At 67.9% G+C, this 18,197-nt stretch carries 22 protein-coding genes; 7 read left to right on the plus strand and 15 right to left on the minus strand.

All coding sequences use genetic code 11. From position 1 onward, the window contains the following. Positions 1-19 precede the first annotated feature (19 nt). The gene (locus tag LHP98_RS05860) at positions 20-787 is read right to left on the minus strand and encodes a sulfite exporter TauE/SafE family protein (RefSeq protein ID WP_227251589.1); all 768 of its coding nucleotides are present in this window, start codon (positions 785-787) and stop codon (positions 20-22) included. Between the two features lie 191 nt (positions 788-978). Here LHP98_RS05860 and LHP98_RS05865 point away from each other — a divergent pair, with 191 nt between their 5' ends. Together LHP98_RS05865 and LHP98_RS05870 are read left to right on the plus strand one after the other, a co-directional pair. Next, positions 979-2,643 (plus strand): acyl-CoA dehydrogenase family protein, encoded by a 1,665-nt coding sequence (locus LHP98_RS05865; protein ID WP_227251590.1) that lies wholly within the window; start codon positions 979-981, stop codon positions 2,641-2,643. Between the two features lie 74 nt (positions 2,644-2,717). Further along, entirely contained in the window at positions 2,718-3,734 is a 1,017-nt protein-coding gene (locus LHP98_RS05870) for an SDR family oxidoreductase (RefSeq protein WP_227251591.1), read from the plus strand. Between the two features lie 34 nt (positions 3,735-3,768). On the opposite strand, the gene LHP98_RS05875 is transcribed toward LHP98_RS05870, so the two are convergent. From LHP98_RS05875 to era, 5 genes are all read right to left on the minus strand, one after another. Next, positions 3,769-4,986: an MFS transporter gene (locus tag LHP98_RS05875; RefSeq protein WP_227251592.1), complete on the minus strand. Its 1,218-nt coding sequence runs from the start codon at positions 4,984-4,986 to the stop codon at positions 3,769-3,771. Between the two features lie 66 nt (positions 4,987-5,052). Further along, positions 5,053-5,772, minus strand: coding sequence for a DNA repair protein RecO (gene recO / locus LHP98_RS05880; RefSeq protein ID WP_227251593.1), 720 nt, complete (start codon positions 5,770-5,772; stop codon positions 5,053-5,055). A 37-nt stretch (positions 5,773-5,809) separates the two neighbouring features. Continuing rightward, the gene (locus LHP98_RS05885; RefSeq protein WP_227251594.1) at positions 5,810-6,169 is read right to left on the minus strand and encodes a hypothetical protein; all 360 of its coding nucleotides are present in this window, start codon (positions 6,167-6,169) and stop codon (positions 5,810-5,812) included. Between the two features lie 113 nt (positions 6,170-6,282). Further along, positions 6,283-6,621 carry a DUF1491 family protein gene (locus LHP98_RS05890; RefSeq protein ID WP_227251595.1) on the minus strand — a complete coding sequence of 113 codons (339 nt, stop codon included), beginning with the start codon at positions 6,619-6,621 and terminating at the stop codon, positions 6,283-6,285. A gap of 33 nt (positions 6,622-6,654) precedes the next feature. Further along, positions 6,655-7,572 carry a GTPase Era gene (gene era / locus LHP98_RS05895; RefSeq protein WP_227251596.1) on the minus strand — a complete coding sequence of 306 codons (918 nt, stop codon included), beginning with the start codon at positions 7,570-7,572 and terminating at the stop codon, positions 6,655-6,657. Positions 7,573-7,706: 134 nt separating this feature from the next. Between era and LHP98_RS05900 the strand changes: the two genes are divergently transcribed. Then, positions 7,707-8,261, plus strand: coding sequence for a thermonuclease family protein (locus LHP98_RS05900; RefSeq protein WP_227251597.1), 555 nt, complete (start codon positions 7,707-7,709; stop codon positions 8,259-8,261). A 2-nt stretch (positions 8,262-8,263) separates the two neighbouring features. On the opposite strand, the gene rnc is transcribed toward LHP98_RS05900, so the two are convergent. The 9 genes from rnc to folK form a co-directional block, all read right to left on the minus strand. Continuing rightward, positions 8,264-8,953, minus strand: a complete 690-nt coding sequence (gene rnc / locus LHP98_RS05905; RefSeq protein ID WP_227251598.1) for a ribonuclease III — start codon at positions 8,951-8,953, stop codon at positions 8,264-8,266. Beyond that, entirely contained in the window at positions 8,950-9,741 is a 792-nt protein-coding gene (lepB, locus tag LHP98_RS05910; protein ID WP_227251599.1) for a signal peptidase I, read from the minus strand. Before lepB ends, rnc begins: the two co-directional genes overlap by 4 nt. 76 nt (positions 9,742-9,817) lie before the next feature. Beyond that, on the minus strand, positions 9,818-10,261 hold the full coding sequence (gene acpS / locus LHP98_RS05915) for a holo-ACP synthase (protein ID WP_227251600.1): 444 nt from the start codon (positions 10,259-10,261) through the stop codon (positions 9,818-9,820). Beyond that, positions 10,258-10,707, minus strand: coding sequence for a hypothetical protein (locus tag LHP98_RS05920; RefSeq protein ID WP_227251601.1), 450 nt, complete (start codon positions 10,705-10,707; stop codon positions 10,258-10,260). The genes acpS and LHP98_RS05920 overlap by 4 nt, the downstream gene beginning before the upstream one ends. Further along, on the minus strand, positions 10,707-11,462 hold the full coding sequence (locus LHP98_RS05925; RefSeq protein ID WP_227251602.1) for a pyridoxine 5'-phosphate synthase: 756 nt from the start codon (positions 11,460-11,462) through the stop codon (positions 10,707-10,709). Before LHP98_RS05925 ends, LHP98_RS05920 begins: the two co-directional genes overlap by 1 nt. A gap of 36 nt (positions 11,463-11,498) precedes the next feature. After that, positions 11,499-12,158: a DUF2062 domain-containing protein gene (locus LHP98_RS05930; RefSeq protein ID WP_227251603.1), complete on the minus strand. Its 660-nt coding sequence runs from the start codon at positions 12,156-12,158 to the stop codon at positions 11,499-11,501. Positions 12,159-12,248: 90 nt separating this feature from the next. Beyond that, a complete protein-coding gene (locus tag LHP98_RS05935; protein ID WP_227251604.1) occupies positions 12,249-14,366 on the minus strand; it encodes a RelA/SpoT family protein in 2,118 nt (705 codons plus the stop codon). A 43-nt stretch (positions 14,367-14,409) separates the two neighbouring features. Next, complete coding sequence (gene rpoZ, locus LHP98_RS05940; protein WP_227251605.1) at positions 14,410-14,763, minus strand: DNA-directed RNA polymerase subunit omega; 354 nt, start codon at positions 14,761-14,763, stop codon at positions 14,410-14,412. Between the two features lie 111 nt (positions 14,764-14,874). Then, entirely contained in the window at positions 14,875-15,462 is a 588-nt protein-coding gene (folK, locus tag LHP98_RS05945; protein ID WP_227251606.1) for a 2-amino-4-hydroxy-6-hydroxymethyldihydropteridine diphosphokinase, read from the minus strand. A gap of 133 nt (positions 15,463-15,595) precedes the next feature. On the opposite strand from folK, the gene LHP98_RS05950 reads away from it, so the two are divergent. From LHP98_RS05950 to LHP98_RS05965, 4 genes are all read left to right on the plus strand, one after another. After that, positions 15,596-16,171 carry an NYN domain-containing protein gene (locus LHP98_RS05950; RefSeq protein WP_227251607.1) on the plus strand — a complete coding sequence of 192 codons (576 nt, stop codon included), beginning with the start codon at positions 15,596-15,598 and terminating at the stop codon, positions 16,169-16,171. Positions 16,172-16,235: 64 nt separating this feature from the next. Further along, positions 16,236-16,670, plus strand: coding sequence for a YqaA family protein (locus LHP98_RS05955; protein WP_227251608.1), 435 nt, complete (start codon positions 16,236-16,238; stop codon positions 16,668-16,670). Between the two features lie 74 nt (positions 16,671-16,744). Further along, a complete protein-coding gene (gene ispH, locus LHP98_RS05960) occupies positions 16,745-17,692 on the plus strand; it encodes a 4-hydroxy-3-methylbut-2-enyl diphosphate reductase (protein WP_227251609.1) in 948 nt (315 codons plus the stop codon). Between the two features lie 9 nt (positions 17,693-17,701). After that, positions 17,702-18,178 (plus strand): hypothetical protein, encoded by a 477-nt coding sequence (locus tag LHP98_RS05965; protein WP_227251610.1) that lies wholly within the window; start codon positions 17,702-17,704, stop codon positions 18,176-18,178. Positions 18,179-18,197: the final 19 nt, after the last annotated feature.

The following is an 18,197-nucleotide window of genomic DNA, read 5'->3' on the forward strand; positions in this document are numbered from 1 at the left end:
AAACCCCCGCCTGCACCGGTCACATCAGCGCCTGCCGCACCAGGTTGAGGCCGGTCAGCACCAGCAGCGCTTGCGTCCAGCGGCGAAACCGCGCCTGATCCAGCCGGTCCTGCAGCTTGAACCCGGCCCACATGCCGATCTGGGCCGGAATCACCAGCAGCGCCGAGAAGGTCAGGCTGGACGGGTTGGCCAGGCCGGTGCCCAGATGCGCGGCCAGAAGCGCCACTGCGCCGATCAGGAAGACCACGCCTTGGGCGCGCACCATCTCGGTCTTCGGCACACCGGTGGACAGCAGGAACACCAGCAGCGGCGGGCCCCAGATGCCCGAGATGCCGCCGTAAAGGCCGCCGATCACGCCTAGGGTCCATTCCGCCCGCACCCGGTGGTGCAGCGGCAGGGCCAGGGGCACGCCGGCCAGTTGCGCAGCCGCGAAGGCGGTGACCGGCAGGCCCAGCAGCAGAAGGTAGGCCACCCGCGGGATCAGATCGAAGACCTGGGCCGAGACGGCGATGAAGACCACCGTCGCGATCAGGAAGCGCCGGTAGGTCCGCGTGGTTTCCAGCGCTGGCCCCCAGCCCTGGCGGAAGGCCTGGCTGAGGTTCGTCACCAGCGTCGGCAGCATCATGCCCGCCAGCGCCAGGTCGGCCGGCAGGAAGGCGGAGAAGGCCGAGATCATGATCAGCGGCATGGCAAAGCCCACCGCTCCCTTCACGAATCCGGCCAGCAGCGCCACCGCCATCGCGGCCGCCACCGCAAGGGGCGAAAGTCCCGCCGCAAGAAACTCCATCCCGCCCCCCGCGCCTGTCCGGGACGGTGATCGCATTCTTTGCCTTCGCTGGAAAGGGCGCGACGGGCGCGACATATTCCGTCGCCTGGCGACAGAGGCGCGAAAGGATATTGCGCTGCACCTGCAAAAACGCTACCCCTCTCGCAACTGCAGAATCCCCCTTTTTCCGCCCGATCCGACGGAGGCCCCAGATGCCGCACGATGGCCAGCCCCGGCCCGAAACGCCTGTCCTGACCGACCTGCTGGCGCGCACCCAGGCCGCGCTGCCCGAGATCGCGGCGCTGTTCGACGCCGCGCGTGGTGTGCTGCGCGACCGGGTCTCGGTGTCCGGCAAGGTGTCGAACGCGGCGCTGGAAGAGCATCAGTTCGCCGCCCATGCGCTGGCCTGGCTGGCAACTTATGTCGAATCGCTGCGCCAGTTGCGGGCCTGGGCCGGGCGGCTGGCCGAGGCCGGCAGCTTCGGCGAGATCGAGGCGCTGATCCTGCAGATCGGCTTTGGCGAATACCTGGCGCAGATCGCCGGCGGCATTCCGATGAGCCAGGGCGAGACCGCGCGGCTGTCGGACCTGGGTGGCAGCTGGACCCCGGGCGAGGACGCGCGTGCGCTGATCGCCGCCGGCAACTCGGTCGAGGCGCGTGCCCGTCTGGTGGCGCTGATGCGCGACAACCATGGCCGGGCGACCTTTGGTGCCACCGGGCTGGACGAAGAGCTGGAGATGATCCGCGAGCAGTTCCGCCGCTATGCGGATGAAAAGGTCATCCCGGTTGCCCACGACTGGCACCTGAAGGACCAGCTGATCCCGATGGAGGTGATCGGCGAGCTGGCCGGGATGGGCGTGTTCGGCCTGACGATCCCCGAGGAATTCGGCGGCTTCGGGCTGTCGAAGGCAAGCATGGTGGTGGTCTCGGAAGAACTGTCGCGCGGCTATATCGGCGTTGGCTCCTTGGGCACCCGCAGCGAGATTGCCGCCGAACTGATCCTCTGCGGCGGCACCGACGCGCAGAAGGCGAAGTGGCTGCCCGGCCTGGCCAGCGGGGAAATCCTGCCGACCGCCGTCTTCACCGAGCCGAACACCGGATCGGACCTGGGCAGCTTGCGCACCCGCGCGGTGCGGACCGGGGACGGCTGGGAGATCACCGGCAACAAGACCTGGATCACCCATGCCGCGCGCACCCATGTGATGACGCTGCTGGCCCGGACAGACCCGGAGACCACCGACTATCGCGGCCTCAGCATGTTCCTGGCCGAAAAGACCCCCGGCACCGACGAGGCCCCCTTCCCCACCCCCGGCATGACCGGTGGCGAGATCGAGGTGTTGGGCTATCGCGGCATGAAGGAATACGAACTGGCCTTCGACGGCTTCAAGGTGGCGGCGGACAACCTCTTGGGCGGCCAGCCCGGGCAGGGCTTCAAGCAGTTGATGCAGACCTTCGAGAGCGCCCGCATCCAGACCGCCGCCCGCGCCATCGGCGTGGCGCAATCGGCACTGGAAACCGGGATGCAATATGCCGAGGACCGCAAGCAGTTCGGCAAGGCGCTGATCGAGTTTCCCCGCGTCGCCGGCAAGCTGGCGATGATGGCGGTGGAAATCATGATCGCCCGGCAGCTGACCTATTTCGCGGCCTGGGAGAAGGATCACGGCCAGCGCTGCGACCTCGAGGCCGGGATGGCGAAACTGCTGGGCGCCCGCGTCGCCTGGGCGGCGGCAGACAATGCGCTGCAAATCCACGGCGGCAACGGCTTTGCGCTGGAATACCGGATCAGCCGCATCCTGTGCGACGCGCGCATCCTGAACATCTTCGAAGGGGCGGCCGAGATTCAGGCCCAGGTGATTGCCCGGCGCCTGCTGGACTGACCTCACGTTCCGGATGGACGGACAAGGCCCGGTCATGGATCATGGCCGGGCCTTTCCCTTGCAGGGTGCGCGCCATGACCGAAGTGATATTGCTGACCGGCATTTCCGGCTTCATCGCCAAGCACATCGCCCTGTGCGCCCTGAACCGGGGGCACGTCGTCAAGGGCACCCTGCGCAGCCCCGACCGGGCCGAGGAGGTGCGCGCCGCGCTGCGGCCCCATCTGAAAGACCCCGCCGCGCTGGACCGGCTGTCCTTTGCGGCCACCGATCTGGAACGTGACGACGGCTGGGATGCGGCGATGCAGGGCATGACGGCGGTGATCCACTGCGCCTCGCCCTTTCCGCTGGTGCAGCCCCGGGACGAGGGCGCGCTGATCCGCCCCGCCGTCGACGGCACGCTGCGGGTGCTGCGGGCGGCAAAGGCGGCCGGGGTGGCGCGGGTGATCCTGACCTCTTCCGCGGTGGCGGTGGTGAACAACGGCAAGGATGCGCTGCAGGACGAAAACGACTGGTGCGACCTGAGCCTGCCGGGCACCACGGCCTATGCCAGGTCGAAGACCCTGGCCGAAAAGGCGGCCTGGGAGTTTGCCAAGGCCAACGGGTTGAAGCTGACCACGATCAACCCCGGCATGGTGGCCGGCCCGCCGCTGGACGACCATTACGGCGCCTCGCTTGACCTGCTGGTGCGCATCCTGAAGGGTCGCGATCCGCTGATGCCTCCGGTCGGCTTTCCCTTCGTCGATGTGCGCGACGTGGCCGAGATGCACCTGCGCGCGCTGGACCGGCGGGAGACCGCCGGCAAGCGCTACATCGCCGCCGCCGGGTCGATCACGCTGGCGGGCATCGGGCAGCTGTTCAAGGCCGCCTGGCCCACCCGCAAGATCGCCACCCGCGAGGCGCCGCGGGTCGCGATGCGCCTGCTGGGCCTGTTCGACCCTTCGGTCCGCTCGATCCTGCCCAAGCTGGGTCGGCTGGAGCGGGTATCGAACCTGAGGGCGGTGCAGGAGCTGGGGATGACGTTCATCCCGGTGAACCAGGCGCTTAAGGCCAGCGCCGACTGGCTGGTGCGGGCCGGAAAGATCTGGGCCTGACCGACTCCGAATTTTCGTCGAAAATTCGGGTCCCTCAGCCGCCGCCGCGCGAGGGCCTTGTTGCGCCAAGGCGCGGGTGGAGGCGTCCGGCAATCACCCAACTGGCGAACAGCCCCGCCGCGCTGGCGGCAAAGATGCCGGGCAAGGGCAGCACGAACAGCACCAGCCAGGCCGCACCCGGCGTCAGAATCCCCGAGACATCGCGGAAGCTGGAATAGACCGCGCTCATCTCGGTGCGTTCGGATGGCTTGACCGACATCAGGAAGGGCAAGCCGCCCACCACGTCCAGCATGACCAGAAAGAAAGATGACCCGAACACCAGAGCGACTGTCGCCCACGGGAAGAATGACAGCAACGCCGCCGCCGCCATCAGCGTGCCGCAGCCGAAGAATGCCAACCGGACCGAGCGGCGTACCGACATCCGGCGGGCCCAGCGGTCCACCGCCGGGGCGGCGAAGAGGAATGCGTTCGACACCGACAGGGCGATTCCGGCGGCCTTGTCGCCCAGCCCTGCCTCGACGCAGAAGATCGGCAGGTAGACGACATAGACCCACCAGCCGCAGGACCGCATCACCGCAAAGAACCAGCCCGCAATCAGCCGTGGCTGGTGGAAGAACCGGCCAAGATAGCCCAGGGGGTTCACCGCCGGCCCCTTGGCCCGGGCGATCTGCTTGCCGTTGCCCAGGCGCAGCACCCAGAACACCACCAGCAAGAGCAGCGCGAAAGCCCCCGCCAGCAGGAACGGCGCCGGCGCCCATTGGCCCGACAGCCAGACTCCGGTCATCGGCCCCACCGACCAGGGCAGCGCCGCATAGGCCATCTGCACGCTCTGGCTGCGGCCCAGGTTCACCCGCTCGACATAGTCCAGCACATAGGCGTTGAAGCAGACGAAGGTGGTCGCCGTGGCCATGGCGTTGCAGATCAGCGCCGCCGCCACCGCCGACGGCGTGCCGATGACGGCCAGCGCCATGCCGGTGACATAAAGCAGGCAGCCCGCGGTATAGGCCCAGCGCCGGGGGATCCAGCGCGTCGCCCATGGCACCATCAGCCCCCAGACCAGCGCCACCACCCCGGAGGCGAAATAGGCGACTGAGGTCGCCTGCGCATCGCCCAGCGCATGATAGACCGCCAGCGGCATGGCGCTGATCAGGGTGCCGCGCACCGCTGCCTCAAGCCCCGCCAGCAGCGCGAAATTCTCGATCCGCGGCGTCGCGCTGTGCTTCAGCGCCAGGGGAATGTAGCGGGTGGCCATGATCTGACCATGAGAGACCCGTCGCCCCGCGGCGCGTCTGTCACGAAACCGACATCTGCCGTCGTATCAGGCGGGGCGCAACAGAAGGTCGATCAGCCGCCTGCGCGCCTCGGGCAGGGGGCGGCCGTGGTGGGCCTCGGCCAGTTCGCGGGTCAGGAAATGGCTGGTGATCGCCAGACCCTGCGCCAGCGCCAGCGGCGGCAGCGGTCCCGCCCCGGCAAGGCCCTCAGGCAGCGGGAACAGTTTGTCCGACCAGTCGCCCGCCCCGGCCTTGGTGACCGCTCGGCCGGTCTTGGGGCTGACGAAGGCCAGCCCCTCGGTCGCCCCCGTTACCGCGCATGAGGTCAGGTCCAGGCCGTAGCCCAGTTCCTCCAGCAGCAGCACCTCCCAGCGCAGATAGGTGCCGGGCCAATGCTCGGAGCCCAGGCCATCCAGCACCGGCAGCGTGGCGGCCCACAGCGCGGGGTGCGGCTCGCGCTCGGGCAGGGTGGCGTGCAGCAGGGCGCAAACGGCGCTCAGGCCCGCCAGCGCCAGCCGGTCGGCCAGCACATGCGCCCGGCTGCGCAGCGGTTCCAGCGTGAAGGTGCCGATGTGCTCGCCCAGCCGCGCCCGCCATTCGGCGGCAACCTGGGTGCCCGGCTGCAGATGCGCCGCCATCCGGCGCGAGGCCCCGCCCCGCACCACCCCGGCATGCCGCCCATGCGCCCGAGTGAAAATCTCGATGATCGCCGAGGTCTCGCCATGTGGCCGGGCTGCGATCAATATGCCTTCGTCACGCCAGTCCATGCACGCGACTATCGGCGCGCCGGGCCGCCCCGGCAAGTCACCACCATCGCGCCCGCCGCTGTCGCGCCCACCAGCGACGGGCCCGGATGAACCAGACCGAGACCGGATGCTGAAGGGTGGGAATGTCGATCGCCAGAAGCATCAACCCGGCCGGAAGCATCCACAGCCCGAACACCGGCAGGAACCACAGCAGCCCGCCAAAGGTCAGCAACAACGCGACCGGCAGGCGGATCAGCGCCGCCCGGTCCGATTGCAGGTGGCGGATCCAGCCGTCCAGCCAGGGCAGCATCCGCCGCAGCTTGTCGAACTGGCGCATCAGCCGGGCATGCCGCCGCTCGTGCGGCGTGGCGCGGGACGGCGAGGCCTTGGGGCGGTCGGGTGTGTGGGGCTTGGTCATCTGTGGTCCTTCCGACCAGATCGGAAGACCGGTCCTTCGATGCAATGGCTGTCGCAAAGATGCACCATGAATGTAACGCAGGCGTTATCGGCGGCCGACAGGCGGACCGCGGCTCAGCCCTCGGCCAACCCGTCCTGGTCCAGCAGCGTGCGCCCTGCCCGATCCTCGATCTCGACCACCCAGAGGTCGGGGTCGCGCCCGCCCTCGCGCGCCAGAGCGGCGTCCACCGCGGCCTCGTCGCCCTCGGCCAGCACGGCCCAGCGCCGGGTGTCAGAGGCGAAATCCCAACGTCGCACGAAGGCCCGCGCCTGCCCGTCCAGCGTGGCCAGCTTGACCACCACGGCGCCGGCCGTGGCATCGCCCCGCCGCGCCAGATAGGCCGGAATCGCCGCCGCCTGCAGCCGCGCCATATAGGCCGCGACCCACAGTCCCGAAGCCAGGCGCGCGCTCACCACCCGCCCCGAATTTTCGTCGAAAATTCGGGCTCAAGCATCGCCGTCCTTGAACTCCAGCCCCATCTCGGAATAGCGCTCGGCCTCTTCCAGCCAGTTCGGCCGCACTTTCACGGTCAGGAACAGGTGCACCGTGCGCCCCAGGAATTCCGAGATATCGGCCCGCGCCGCGGCGCCGATGGCCTTGATCGTCTCGCCCCGGTTGCCCAGCACAATGCCCTTGTGGCCATCGCGGGCAACATAGACGATCTGGTCGATCCGGGTGGACCCGTCCGCCCGGTCCTCCCACTTCTCGGTTTCCACCGTCAGCTGGTAGGGCAGCTCTTCGTGCAGCCGCAGGGTCAGCTTCTCGCGCGTCATCTCGGCCGCGATCATCCGCATCGGCAGGTCGGCCAACTGGTCTTCGGGATAGAACCACGGGCCTTCCGGCACCATCCCCGCCAGCCATTCGCGCAGGGCGGGCACGCCATAGCCCTTTTCGGCGCTGATCATGAAGGTCCTGGCAAAGGGAAAGGCGCTGTTCGCCTCTTCGGCCAGCGACAGCAGGCTTTCCGCCTTGACCCGGTCGATCTTGTTGATCGCCAGAGCCACCGGCCGGTCGCGCGGCAGTTCATCCGCCATCCGGCCGATGATCGCCTTGGCACCCTCGGTCAGGCCGCGCTGCGCCTCGATCAGCAGCACCACGATGTCGGCATCGGCCGCCCCGCCCCAGGCCGCCTTGACCATCGCCCGGTCCAGCCGCCGGCGCGGCCGGAACAGGCCCGGCGTGTCGACAAAGACGATCTGGCTTTGCCCCTCCATGCAGACCCCGCGGATGCGGGTGCGGGTGGTCTGCACCTTGTGGGTGACGATGGAAATCTTCGCCCCCACCATCCGGTTCAAGAGCGTCGATTTCCCCGCATTCGGCTCGCCGATCAGGGCCACGAAGCCCGCGCGTGTGGTGGTATCCATGTGGCCCTCTTTGGCGAACAGCGGGTTGCTTAGTCGATATGGCACGGAAAGGCCAGTTTGTGGAAAAATGCCGCTTGCCGCAGCCCGCAGATTTGCCAATTCTGCCCGCAGGATCGTCTGACGGTTGACAAGTGATGGGCCTGCTTCGGTTTTTCGTCCACCTGCTTCGCAAAGAGACAACGCGGGCCCGCTATACCTACACCGCCCCAACCGATCAGACGACTGGCCAGCCGGCGCGACTGGTGTCGGTCCGGGTCACGACGCAGACCATGGTTGCCGCGGTGGCCGAGGCCGGGGCGGTCCTGACCGGCAAAGCCTGGGTCATCGACGGCGACACCCTCGACATCGGCGGCAAGCGCATCCGGCTGGCCGGGATCGACGCCCCGGAGTTGGACCATCCCTATGGCCGCAACGCCAAGTCCGCGCTGATCCGGCTGTGCCAGGGGCATCAGGTCAGCGCGGTTTTCCACGGCGAATCCTCATACGACCGCAGCATGGCAACCTGTACCCTGCCGGACGGGCGCGATCTGTCGGCCGAAATGGTCAGGGCCGGGATGGCGATCGACTGGCCCAGGTATTCGGGCGGCAAGTATCGCGCGCTTGAGGTGGACGGCATCCGCAGGAAGCTGTGGCGCTGCGATGCCCGGCAAAAGGGCCGGATGCCGCCGCTGCGGCCCGATCAGGACTGACGTCAGGACGGGCCGGCCTCCATCCGTTTCAGCAGCGCCGCAGCGGCCAAGTGTTCGGCGGCGCGTTTCGATCCGGCCTGCGCGGTCTCGGTCGCGCCGGTGGCCAGGGTCACCGTCACGGTGAACATCGGCTGGTGGTCGGGGCCCTCGCGCGCGGTTTCCACATAGGCGGGGGGCGGCATGGCGCGGGCCTGGGCCCATTCCTGCAGGCTGGTCTTGGCGTCGCGCGCGTCTGGCGCCACCGCGCCGATGCGCGGCCCCCAGAGCCGCAGCACCACCGCGCGCGCGGCCTCGAACCCGCCGTCCAGATAGACCGCGGCGATCACCGCCTCCATCGCGTCGGCCAAGAGCGCCTCTTTGCGACGGCCGCCCGACAGCATCTCGGAGCGGCCCAGCTTGAGCACCTCGCCCAGGGCCACCTCGCGCGCGACCTCGGCGCAGGTCTCCTTGCGCACCAGCGCGTTGAAGCGCGGCGCCATCTGGCCCTCGGTCGCCGTCAGGTCGGCCGAGAACAGCGCCTCGGCCATTGCCAGGCCCAGCACCCGGTCACCCAGAAACTCAAGCCGTTCGTTGTGCGGCCGGGTGGCCGACGACAACGAGGCATGCGTCACCGCGCGGACCAGAAGGTCGGGGTGGCGGAAGTCGTGCCCGAGGCGGCCCTGAAGGGCCTTGAGGTCGGCCGAAAGCCTCACTCGATGGCCTTGAAGAAGCGGTCGCCGCGCCAGGTCCAGAGATACCACATGCGGCTGCCGGCCGAGGAGAAGATCACCCGGTCGGCGCGGCCGATCAGGTATTCCGCCGGCACCATGCCCACGCCGCCGACGGCCTGGGAATAGCGGCTGTCCTGGCTGTTGTCGCGGTTGTCGCCCATGAAGAAATAGTGGCCTTCGGGCACGGTGAAGACGTCGGTGTTGTCGGCATAGCCGTTGGCGTCGATGTTCAGGACCGAGTGGCTGCGGCCGCCCGGAAGCGTCTCGATCGACCGCGACTTCTGGCAGATGCCGCCTTCGGCCACGGCGCCGTTCTCGCAGCGCGGGCGGTTGCGCATCGGGCCCTGGGCCTCGAACAGCTCTTCGAAGATGCCGGCGGGTTGCTGGGGTGCTGCCTCGCCGTTGAGGAATAGGATGCCGTCCTTCATCTGGATCCTGTCGCCCGGCAGGCCGATCAGCCGCTTGATGAAGTCGGTGCCGTTGACCGGATGGCGGAACACCACGACGTCGCCGCGTTCGGGGTCAGAGGCGAGAATCCGTCCGGTGAAGGGGCACAGCGCAAAGGGGCAGGAATATTTCGAATAGCCATAGGCCATCTTGTTGACGAAGAGGAAGTCGCCGACCAGCAGCGTGTCCTTCATCGATTCCGAGGGAATCCAGAACGGCTGGAAGAACAGGGTACGGAAGACCCCCGCGATCACCAGCGCCCAGAACACCGTCTTGATCGTCTCGACGATCCCGCCGCCTTCGCCCTTGGTCTTCGAAGCCATGTTGCTGCCGCCCTGTGCCTGTCGCTGTGCCTGTCGCTTGCGCCGCGTCATTGCGCGGGCGGGGGTGGGAGTCAAGTCAACCCGGGGTCGCGTGGGGGTGGCCCTGGGGGCCGGCCTGCGGGCCGATGGGGCGGGCCTCGATCACCACGAAGGCCTGCGCCCAGGGGTGGTCATCGGTCAGGGTGACGTGGATCACCGCCTCGTGCCCGGCGGGCGTCATCTGGTCCAGCCGTTCCGCCGCCCAGCCGGTGACATGCATCACCGGCTGGCCCGAGCGCAGGTTGGTCACCGCCATGTCCTTCCAGGCGATGCCCATGCGCAACCCGGTGCCCAGCGCCTTGGAACAGGCCTCTTTCGCCGCCCAACGCTTGGCGTAGGTGGCGGCCACCTGCTGGCGGCCTTCGGCCTTGCGCTGTTCGGCGGGGGTGAAGACGCGGTCGCGGAAGCGGTCGCCGAAGCGGGCAAGGGTGGCCTCGATCCGCTCGATGTTGGCCAGATCGGTGCCGATGCCGAGGATCATCTCACCGATGCCGTGACGGCGCCACTGGCCTGGTTGATGGTCACCGACAGCAGCGCGTCGGCGAAATCGCCGCCGTCCTCGTTCCAAAGGCTGACCGGCAGGGTGACGGTCAGGCCGCGGGCGGGGTCGTAGGCGGCCCCGGCAGGGCCAAGGTCCATGCCGGCGAAGCCGAAATAGTCGTTGACCGAGACAACGTGGCATTGCGGCCCGCCCATTTCGTCGAAGGGCGGGTGCAGCACCAGCAGGTGGAAAGCCCCGGCGCCCGGTTCGATGGTGTCGATCACCACGACGCGGATGTCGCCCTTGGCGAAGGTGCGGGTGTTGGCCTCCCAGGGCTCGGCGATGGCGCGCACGTCGCTGCGGTGGTCGCCACAATCGGCCACGGTGACGGCTTGTGCGGCAGCGGCCGAGAGGGCCAGGACGGCCGGAACCAGAAGGGCGCGCATCACCGCTCTCCGCGCGCGGCGTCCATCCGGCGGCGCATCTCTTCGATCGCCGGACCAAGGCCGCGGAAGATTGCCTCGCCGACCAGGAAGTGGCCGATGTTCAGTTCCATCACCTCTGGGATGGCGGCGATCGGCTCGACGTTCTCATAGGTCAGGCCGTGACCGGCGTGAACCTCAAGCCCCAGCGCGGCGGCCTGGGCGGCACCGCGGCGCAGCGCGGCCAGTTCGTCCTCGGCTTCATCCTGGCGGCCCTCGGCCAAGAGGTCCGAGTAGTGCCCGGTGTGCAGTTCCACCACCGCCGCGCCGATGCGGGCCGAGGCCTCGATCTGGCGCGCGGCATGGCCGATGAACATGCTGACGCGGATGCCCGCCTCGCGCAGCGGCCGCAGGAAGGCGGTCAGCCGGGCCTCGTCGCCGGCGACGTCAAGGCCGCCCTCGGTGGTGCGTTCCTCGCGGCGTTCGGGTACCAGGCAGCAGGCGTGGGGCTTCATCCGCAAGAGGATGGCCTGCATCTCATCGGTCGCGGCGCATTCGAAGTTCAGCGGGATGCCGATGCCGGCCCGCAGCGCCTCCATGTCGCCGTCGCGGATGTGGCGGCGGTCTTCGCGCAGGTGCGCGGTGATGCCGTCGGCGCCCGAGGCCTCGGCCAGGATTGCGGCGCGCAAGGGATCAGGCCAGGCGCACCCGCGAGCATTGCGCAGCGTCGCGACGTGGTCGATGTTCACCCCGAGCCGCAATTTGCCGCGGTATGGCATGGCCTTATCCTCTGCTTCGATCTCGCCCGCGCCAGCCTAAGGCGAACCGGGCGCGTCGTCATCCGAAGTTTCGACATGATCGCGGTGCTTCAGCCGCGCCGCCGCCTCGGCCAGCGCCTCGCGCAGGCGGTGCCGGCGTTCGGAGCGTTCGTGCGACTTGGCGGCGCGGGCCTTCTGATAGGCGGCGACCAGCGGAATGGTGATGTAGTAGCCGATCAGGCTGAGCAGGATGCCGGGACCCAGCGCGCCGATGAAATAGGGCACGTAGATCTCATGCCAGAACTGGATCAGGCCCTCCCACTGGGTATGGGCCGGGCCGAACATCGCCTTCACGTTGAACCACAGGTCGCGGCCGGCATGGCCGAAGGCGCGGCCGATGTATTCCGCCGACAGCGGCGCCTCGATGCCCATGATCCAGTGGCCCAGCGACATCGCCAGCACGGCGAAGAAGGGCGTGGTCAACGGGTTGGTGTTGAAGGTCGCCAGAAGGGCGGCCAGCACGTTGCCGCGGATCAGCCGGGCGGCGCCCCAGGCGGCCAGGAACTGCATCCCCGGCAGCGGCAGGAACCCCACCAGCGAGCCGGCAAAGACCCCGCGGGCCACCCGGTGCGGCTGGTCGGGCAGGCGGCGCATGCGATAGATCACATAAAGCACGGCCCGGCGGATGCCGCTGCGCGGATAGATCTGCTCGCGCATCCACGCGCCCCAGCCCAAGGGATCTCTGCGCTTGAAGACCAACCTACTTCCTTCCTTGCCGGCCCGTCCGGAGCCGGTCTTCCCCTTGCCTCAGGGCTTGCGCGACAGGTCGCGGTGCCGGCTGATCTGCGCCACGTCGGTCTCGGCTTCAAGCGCCGTCATCACCATGTGCAGATGTTCGACATCACGCAGATCGACGTCAACAATAAGGCGATAGAAATCCGGTTTCCGGTCGGTGAACCTGAGGTCCGAGATATTGGCCTTCTGCTCACCGATCAATGTGCAAATGCGCCCCAGGACGCCAGAGTCATTCGAGATCGTCAGGTCAAGCGACACGGTGTGAACGGCGGCGTGACGGCCGGACTTCCAGTGCAGATCGACCCAGCGTTCGGTCTGGGTCTCGAATTCCTCAAGCGCGGGGCAGTCGATGGCGTGCATCACCACGCCCTGTCCGCGATAGGTGATGCCGACGATGCGCTCGCCCGGCAAGGGCTGGCAGCAGGGCGCGCGGCGGACCGATTCCTCGGTGGCCATGCCGACGACGGGGCGCTTGGCGTCCACCTCCTCGGCCTGGGCCAGCACCAGTTCCGGATACAGCGCCTCGACCACGCGGCGGGCGGTGATCTCGGCGCTGCCGACGCGGGCCAGGAGATCGTTCTCGTCGGCCAGGCCCATCATCTTGGCGGCGGTGCGCAGCGCCTTGTCGGTGGCCTTCTTGCCGACATGGTCAAAGGCGGCACGGGCCAGTTCGATGCCCAGCTTGACGAAGCGGCCGCGGTCTTCCTCGCGCAAGCTGCGCCGGATCGCCGCCTTGGCGCGGCCGGTGGTGACGATGTCGATCCAGCTGGCCTGCGGGCGCTGGCCTTCGGCGGTGATGATCTCGACCGACTGGCCGTTCTTCAGCCGGGTCCAGAGCGGCACGCGGATGCCGTCGATCTTGGCCGAGACGGTGCCGTTGCCGATGCGGGTGTGGATGGCATAGGCGAAATCCAAAGGCGTGGCCCCCCGCGGAAGCTGCACCACATCCCCCTTGGGCGTGAAGCAGAACACCTGGTCGGAATACATCTCGAGTTTGACGTTTTCGAGAAACTCGTCGTGGTCTTCCTCGTCCAGCCGCTCGGTCAGGCTGGCCACCCACTTGGCCGGGTCCACGGCAAACGGGTTTTGCGCCCGGACGCCTTCGCGATAGGACCAGTGCGCCGCCACCCCCGCCTCGGCCACCTCGTGCATCTCGCGGGTGCGGATCTGCACCTCGACCCGCTTGCCGTCGCGGCCCGAGACGGTGGTGTGGATCGACCGGTAGCCGTTGGTCTTGGGCTGGCTGACATAGTCCTTGAACCGCCCCGGCACCGCCCGCCAGCGCTGGTGGATCACGCCCAGGATGCGGTAGCAGTCGGCGACGCTGCCGCAGATGACGCGAAAGCCGTAGATGTCGGACAGGCGGCTGAACGCCAGGTCCTTTTCCTGCATCTTGCGCCAGATCGAATAGGGCTTCTTGGCCCGGCCGAAGACGTCGGCCTCGATCTGCGCCTTTTCCAGCTCGTGCCGGATGTCGCCGGTGATCTTGTGGACCACGTCGCCGGTTTCGCGCTGCAAGGTCAGGAAGCGGCGGATGATCGAATTGCGCGCCTCTGGGTTCAGAACCTTGAACGACAGGTCCTCAAGCTCTTCGCGCATCCACTGCATGCCCATGCGGCCGGCAAGCGGCGCGAAGATCTCCATCGTCTCGCGCGCCTTCTGGGCCTGCTTTTCGGGCTTCATCGACCGGATCGTGCGCATGTTGTGCAGACGGTCGGCCAGCTTGACCAGGATCACCCGCAGGTCCTTGGACATCGCCATGAACAGCTTGCGAAAGTTCTCGGCCTGCTGGCTCTGGGCGCTGCCAAGCTGCAGGTTGGTCAACTTGGTCACCCCGTCCACCAGTTCGGCCACCTCTTCGCCGAAATCGCGGGTGATGTCGGTGTAGGTGGACCTGGTATCCTCGATGGTGTCGTGCAACAGCGCGGTGACGATGGTCGCATCGTCCAGCCGCTGCTCGGTCAGGATGGCGGCCACCGAGACGGGATGGGTGAAATAGGGCTCGCCCGACTTGCGGGTCTGACCTTCGTGCATCTTGCCGCCATAGGCATAGGCCCGGCGGATCAGATCGGCATTGCAGCGCGGGTTGTAGTTGCGGACCAGGGCGATCAGGTCTTCGACGTCGATCATCACTGCCCTGCCTGCCGGGGGTTGGCCCCGATCAGTTCTCGCTTCAGTTTTCGCCCTGGGCTTCCATCAGCGCGCGAAGCAGTTTCTCTTCCGACATGTCGTCCACCATCGGACGGTCGATGTCGCCGGCCATCAGCAGGGCCATCTGGTCCTCTTCCGGCTCGTCCACCTCGATCTGGGTCTGGTGGCTTTCGATCATCCGCTCGCGCAGCACATCGGCGCCCTGGGTTTCCTCGGCGATCTCGCGCAGGGCGACGACCGGGTTCTTGTCGTTGTCGCGGTCGATGGTGATCGGCGCACCGGCAGCAACCTCGCGCGCCCGATGGGCGGCCAGCAGCACCAGTTCGAACCGGTTCGGCACCTTGTCAACGCAATCTTCGACCGTCACGCGGGCCATCGGACACCTCTGTCACTTGGGCTAGGAAGCCGCCTCTCTACGCTGGAAGCCGGGGCTTGACAAGCGTGGAATCGCTGGGCTCACAGGGGTTTCACCGAAGCGTGCCGGCGCTCAGAGCGGCACCACCGCCGCGCGCTCGGGTTCCGGCAGGGCGGCCAGCATCGCGGCCACGGAAAGCCCGGTGCGCGGATGCACCCAGTCGGGCGCCACCTCGGCCAGCGGCACCAGGACGAAGGCCCGGTCCTGCAGCCGCGGATGCGGCAGGATCAGCCGGTCGGGCGTGTCCAGGGCCTGCCGGGCCGGCGGCAGCCTGCGCCAGGCATCCTGGGTGGCGGCGTCGGGCAGCACCGAATCGCCCCAGGCGATCAGGTCGATGTCCAGCGTCCGGCCGCCCCAGCGGATTTGCCGTGTCCGGCCGTGGCGGGCCTCGATGCGGTGAAACAGCGCCAGCACCTGCGCCGGGTCGGCGTCGGCGGAAATCCGCAATCGTGCCCCGGCGTTCACATAGTCCGGCCCGGTGCCGGCCGGAAAGCAGGGGGTGCGATACATCCGGCTGACCGATGCAACCTCAAGCCCCTGTTCAGCAAGTTCCGCGAGTGCTAGCCGGATTGTTTCCTCTGGAGGCTGAGAATCAACCGGCAGATTCGCGCCGAATACAACCAGAGCGTGTATCTTGCCTATATCCTGAACAGCAGTCATACCATATAGTTCACTTGTCGGGCCGTCCTCTCGGCGTTATCTGCGAATGGTTCCCCAGCGGATTTCAGTAATCCACTTGATCCACTCACGGAAGTCCGATTGGCGGAGCGCATTTTTCGAGGGGACCTTACTGATGTTCTACAAGGACGAACGGCTCGCGCTGTTCATCGATGGGTCGAATCTTTATGCCGCCGCAAAGGCGCTGGGATTCGACATCGACTACAAGCTTCTGCGGATGGAATTCATGCGCCGCGGCAAGCTTCTGCGCGCGTTCTACTACACTGCCCTGCTGGAGAACGACGACTATTCGCCGATCCGGCCGCTGGTGGACTGGTTGCATTACAACGGGTTCACGATGCGGACGAAACCGGCGAAGGAGTATACCGACAGCCAGGGCCGCCGAAAGGTGAAGGGCAACATGGACATCGAGCTGACGGTCGATGCGATGGAGCTGGCGCCGCGCATGGACCACATGGTGCTGTTCTCGGGCGACGGCGACTTCAAGCCGCTGGTCGAAAGCCTGCAGCGCCAGGGCGTCCGGGTCTCGGTGGTCTCGACCATTCGCAGCCAGCCGCCGATGATTGCCGACGAGTTGCGCCGCCAGGCCGACAACTTCATCGAGCTGGACGAGCTGCGCGAAGTCATCGGCCGCCCGCCGCGCGAACCGCGCCCGGCACCGGTCGAGGACATGACGGTCGACGCCAAGTGACGCAAGGGCCTGCCCGGCCCGTTCTGGGGAGAGCGCCGGGCAGGACGATGGACATGCGGCAGCGATGACGGGGCTTCTGGCCCTGATGGCGGTTGCCTTCCTGGCCGCGACTCCGGTTCCAGCGAATTCCGAGGTGGTTTTTCTGGGCCTTCAGGCCGCGGGATGGCCGATGCTGACCCTGGTTGCCGCCGCTTCGCTGGCCAACACGGCAGGCTCTTGCGTCACCTATGCAATGGGCCGCGGCGCCGAAACCTTCCGCGACCGGCGCTGGTTCCCGCTGACCCCCGACCGGCTGGCCCGGGCGCAAGGCTGGTGGGGCCGCTGGGGCCTGTGGTCGCTGCTGCTGTCCTGGGCGCCGGGTGGCGACGTGATCGTCGCGCTCGCCGGGCTGATGCGGGTGCCGTTTGCGGTTTTCCTTGCCCTTGTTGCGCTGGCCAAGACCGCCCGCTACCTGGCGCTGGCCGCGGCCGGGGCCGGCCTTCTTGGCGCGGCCTCCTGACGCCCCCACTGGACCCTGCCGGGCTTTGGCCTTACCTCTTGGGCTGCCCCTCGCCCCAAGCCCCGAGTCCGCCGATGTCCGACAAGCCCGCCCTCACGCTTTTCCTTGCCGCCCCGCGCGGTTTCTGCGCCGGGGTGGACCGGGCGATCAAGATCGTCGAGATGGCGTTGGAGAAATGGGGCGCGCCGGTCTATGTCCGGCATGAGATCGTGCACAACAAGTTCGTGGTGGACACCCTGCGCGACAAGGGTGCGGTCTTCGTCGAGGAGCTTGACGACTGCCCCGATGACCGCCCGGTGGTGTTCTCGGCCCATGGCGTGCCGAAATCGGTGCCCGAAGAAGCCGAGCGCCGGCAGATGATCGCCGTCGATGCGACCTGCCCGCTGGTCACCAAGGTGCACCTCGAAGCCGCCCGCCACGCCGAGGCCGGGTTGCAGATGATCTACATCGGCCACCGCGGCCACCCCGAGGCCATCGGCACCCTGGGGCAACTGCCCGAGGGCGAGGTGCTGCTGATCGAGACCGCCGAGGATGTGGCGACCCTGCAGGTCCGCGACCCGGCGAAGCTGGCCTACATCAGCCAGACCACGCTGTCGGTCGATGACACCGCCGAAACCATCGCCGCACTGGTCGCCCGCTTTCCCGGCATCGAGGAGCAAAGCCGCGAAGACATCTGCTATGCCACGACCAACCGGCAGGGCGCGGTCAAGGCCATCGCCCCGAAGGTTCAGGCGCTGCTGGTGATCGGGGCGCCGAATTCCTCGAACTCGAAACGGCTGGTCGAGGTCGGCCGCGCTGCCGGCTGCCCGCAGGCCATGCTGATCCAGCGCGCCACCGACATCGACTGGGACAGCCTGCGCGGCCTGTCCCGCGTCGGCCTGACCGCCGGCGCCAGCGCCCCCGACGTGCTGGTGGACGAGGTGCTGCAGGCTTTCCGCGACCGCTTCGACCTGACGGTCGAGACGGTGGAAACCACCACCGAGCGGGTCGAATTCAAGGTCCCCAAGATCCTGCGCGACTGAGAGGTCCCGATGTTCCGCCGCCTTGCCCTTGTGGCCGCCCTGGCTGCGCCTTTGGCCGTGCAGGCCGAAGATGCCGCGGTCTTCGCCATCTACTGGGCCAATTCGGGCAGCCTGCCGCCGGAATACGCCTGGGACGTCGACGTCACCATCCTTGCCGATGGCAAGCTGACGCTCAAGCACTGCACCGGCTATGAAACCGAAGGCCCCGCCTGCAAGACGCGCAAGGCCACGGTCACGGCCGCGCAGATGGATGCGATCCGCGCTGCGGTGGTCGATCAGGGCCTTGACCGGACCCCGGCCCAACAGGTCGACGACATCCCGGTCGGCGGCGGGGCCAGCGGCGGGGTGATCTGGCTTGACGGCCAGAAGATCGAGCTGCCGGCCTATCCGACCGAAGCCGACACCCCCCGCGTCAACGCGGTGCTGACGGCGGTGGTTGCGGCCATTCCGCAACGCCTGCAGGATCGCTTCCTGAACGGCAACTGACCCCCCGCGAAAGGACAAG

This window comes from Rhodobacter sp. Har01, assembly GCF_020564565.1.
In the GTDB taxonomy this organism is placed as follows: Bacteria; Pseudomonadota; Alphaproteobacteria; order Rhodobacterales; family Rhodobacteraceae; genus Pseudogemmobacter.

Coding starts and splice junctions, on each gene's coding strand:
- LHP98_RS05860 (WP_227251589.1), bottom strand. CDS start 787: ATGGAGTTTCTTGCGGCGGGACTTTCGCCCCTTGCGGTGGCGGCCGCG.
- LHP98_RS05865 (WP_227251590.1), top strand. CDS start 979: ATGCCGCACGATGGCCAGCCCCGGCCCGAAACGCCTGTCCTGACCGAC.
- LHP98_RS05870 (WP_227251591.1), top strand. CDS start 2,718: ATGACCGAAGTGATATTGCTGACCGGCATTTCCGGCTTCATCGCCAAG.
- LHP98_RS05875 (WP_227251592.1), bottom strand. CDS start 4,986: ATGGCCACCCGCTACATTCCCCTGGCGCTGAAGCACAGCGCGACGCCG.
- recO (WP_227251593.1), bottom strand. CDS start 5,772: ATGGACTGGCGTGACGAAGGCATATTGATCGCAGCCCGGCCACATGGC.
- LHP98_RS05885 (WP_227251594.1), bottom strand. CDS start 6,169: ATGACCAAGCCCCACACACCCGACCGCCCCAAGGCCTCGCCGTCCCGC.
- era (WP_227251596.1), bottom strand. CDS start 7,572: ATGGATACCACCACACGCGCGGGCTTCGTGGCCCTGATCGGCGAGCCG.
- LHP98_RS05900 (WP_227251597.1), top strand. CDS start 7,707: ATGGGCCTGCTTCGGTTTTTCGTCCACCTGCTTCGCAAAGAGACAACG.
- lepB (WP_227251599.1), bottom strand. CDS start 9,741: ATGGCTTCGAAGACCAAGGGCGAAGGCGGCGGGATCGTCGAGACGATC.
- acpS (WP_227251600.1), bottom strand. CDS start 10,261: ATGATCCTCGGCATCGGCACCGATCTGGCCAACATCGAGCGGATCGAG.
- LHP98_RS05920 (WP_227251601.1), bottom strand. CDS start 10,707: ATGCGCGCCCTTCTGGTTCCGGCCGTCCTGGCCCTCTCGGCCGCTGCC.
- LHP98_RS05925 (WP_227251602.1), bottom strand. CDS start 11,462: ATGCCATACCGCGGCAAATTGCGGCTCGGGGTGAACATCGACCACGTC.
- LHP98_RS05930 (WP_227251603.1), bottom strand. CDS start 12,158: ATGCGCGAGCAGATCTATCCGCGCAGCGGCATCCGCCGGGCCGTGCTT.
- LHP98_RS05935 (WP_227251604.1), bottom strand. CDS start 14,366: ATGATCGACGTCGAAGACCTGATCGCCCTGGTCCGCAACTACAACCCG.
- rpoZ (WP_227251605.1), bottom strand. CDS start 14,763: ATGGCCCGCGTGACGGTCGAAGATTGCGTTGACAAGGTGCCGAACCGG.
- folK (WP_227251606.1), bottom strand. CDS start 15,462: ATGACTGCTGTTCAGGATATAGGCAAGATACACGCTCTGGTTGTATTC.
- LHP98_RS05950 (WP_227251607.1), top strand. CDS start 15,596: ATGTTCTACAAGGACGAACGGCTCGCGCTGTTCATCGATGGGTCGAAT.
- LHP98_RS05955 (WP_227251608.1), top strand. CDS start 16,236: ATGACGGGGCTTCTGGCCCTGATGGCGGTTGCCTTCCTGGCCGCGACT.
- ispH (WP_227251609.1), top strand. CDS start 16,745: ATGTCCGACAAGCCCGCCCTCACGCTTTTCCTTGCCGCCCCGCGCGGT.
- LHP98_RS05965 (WP_227251610.1), top strand. CDS start 17,702: ATGTTCCGCCGCCTTGCCCTTGTGGCCGCCCTGGCTGCGCCTTTGGCC.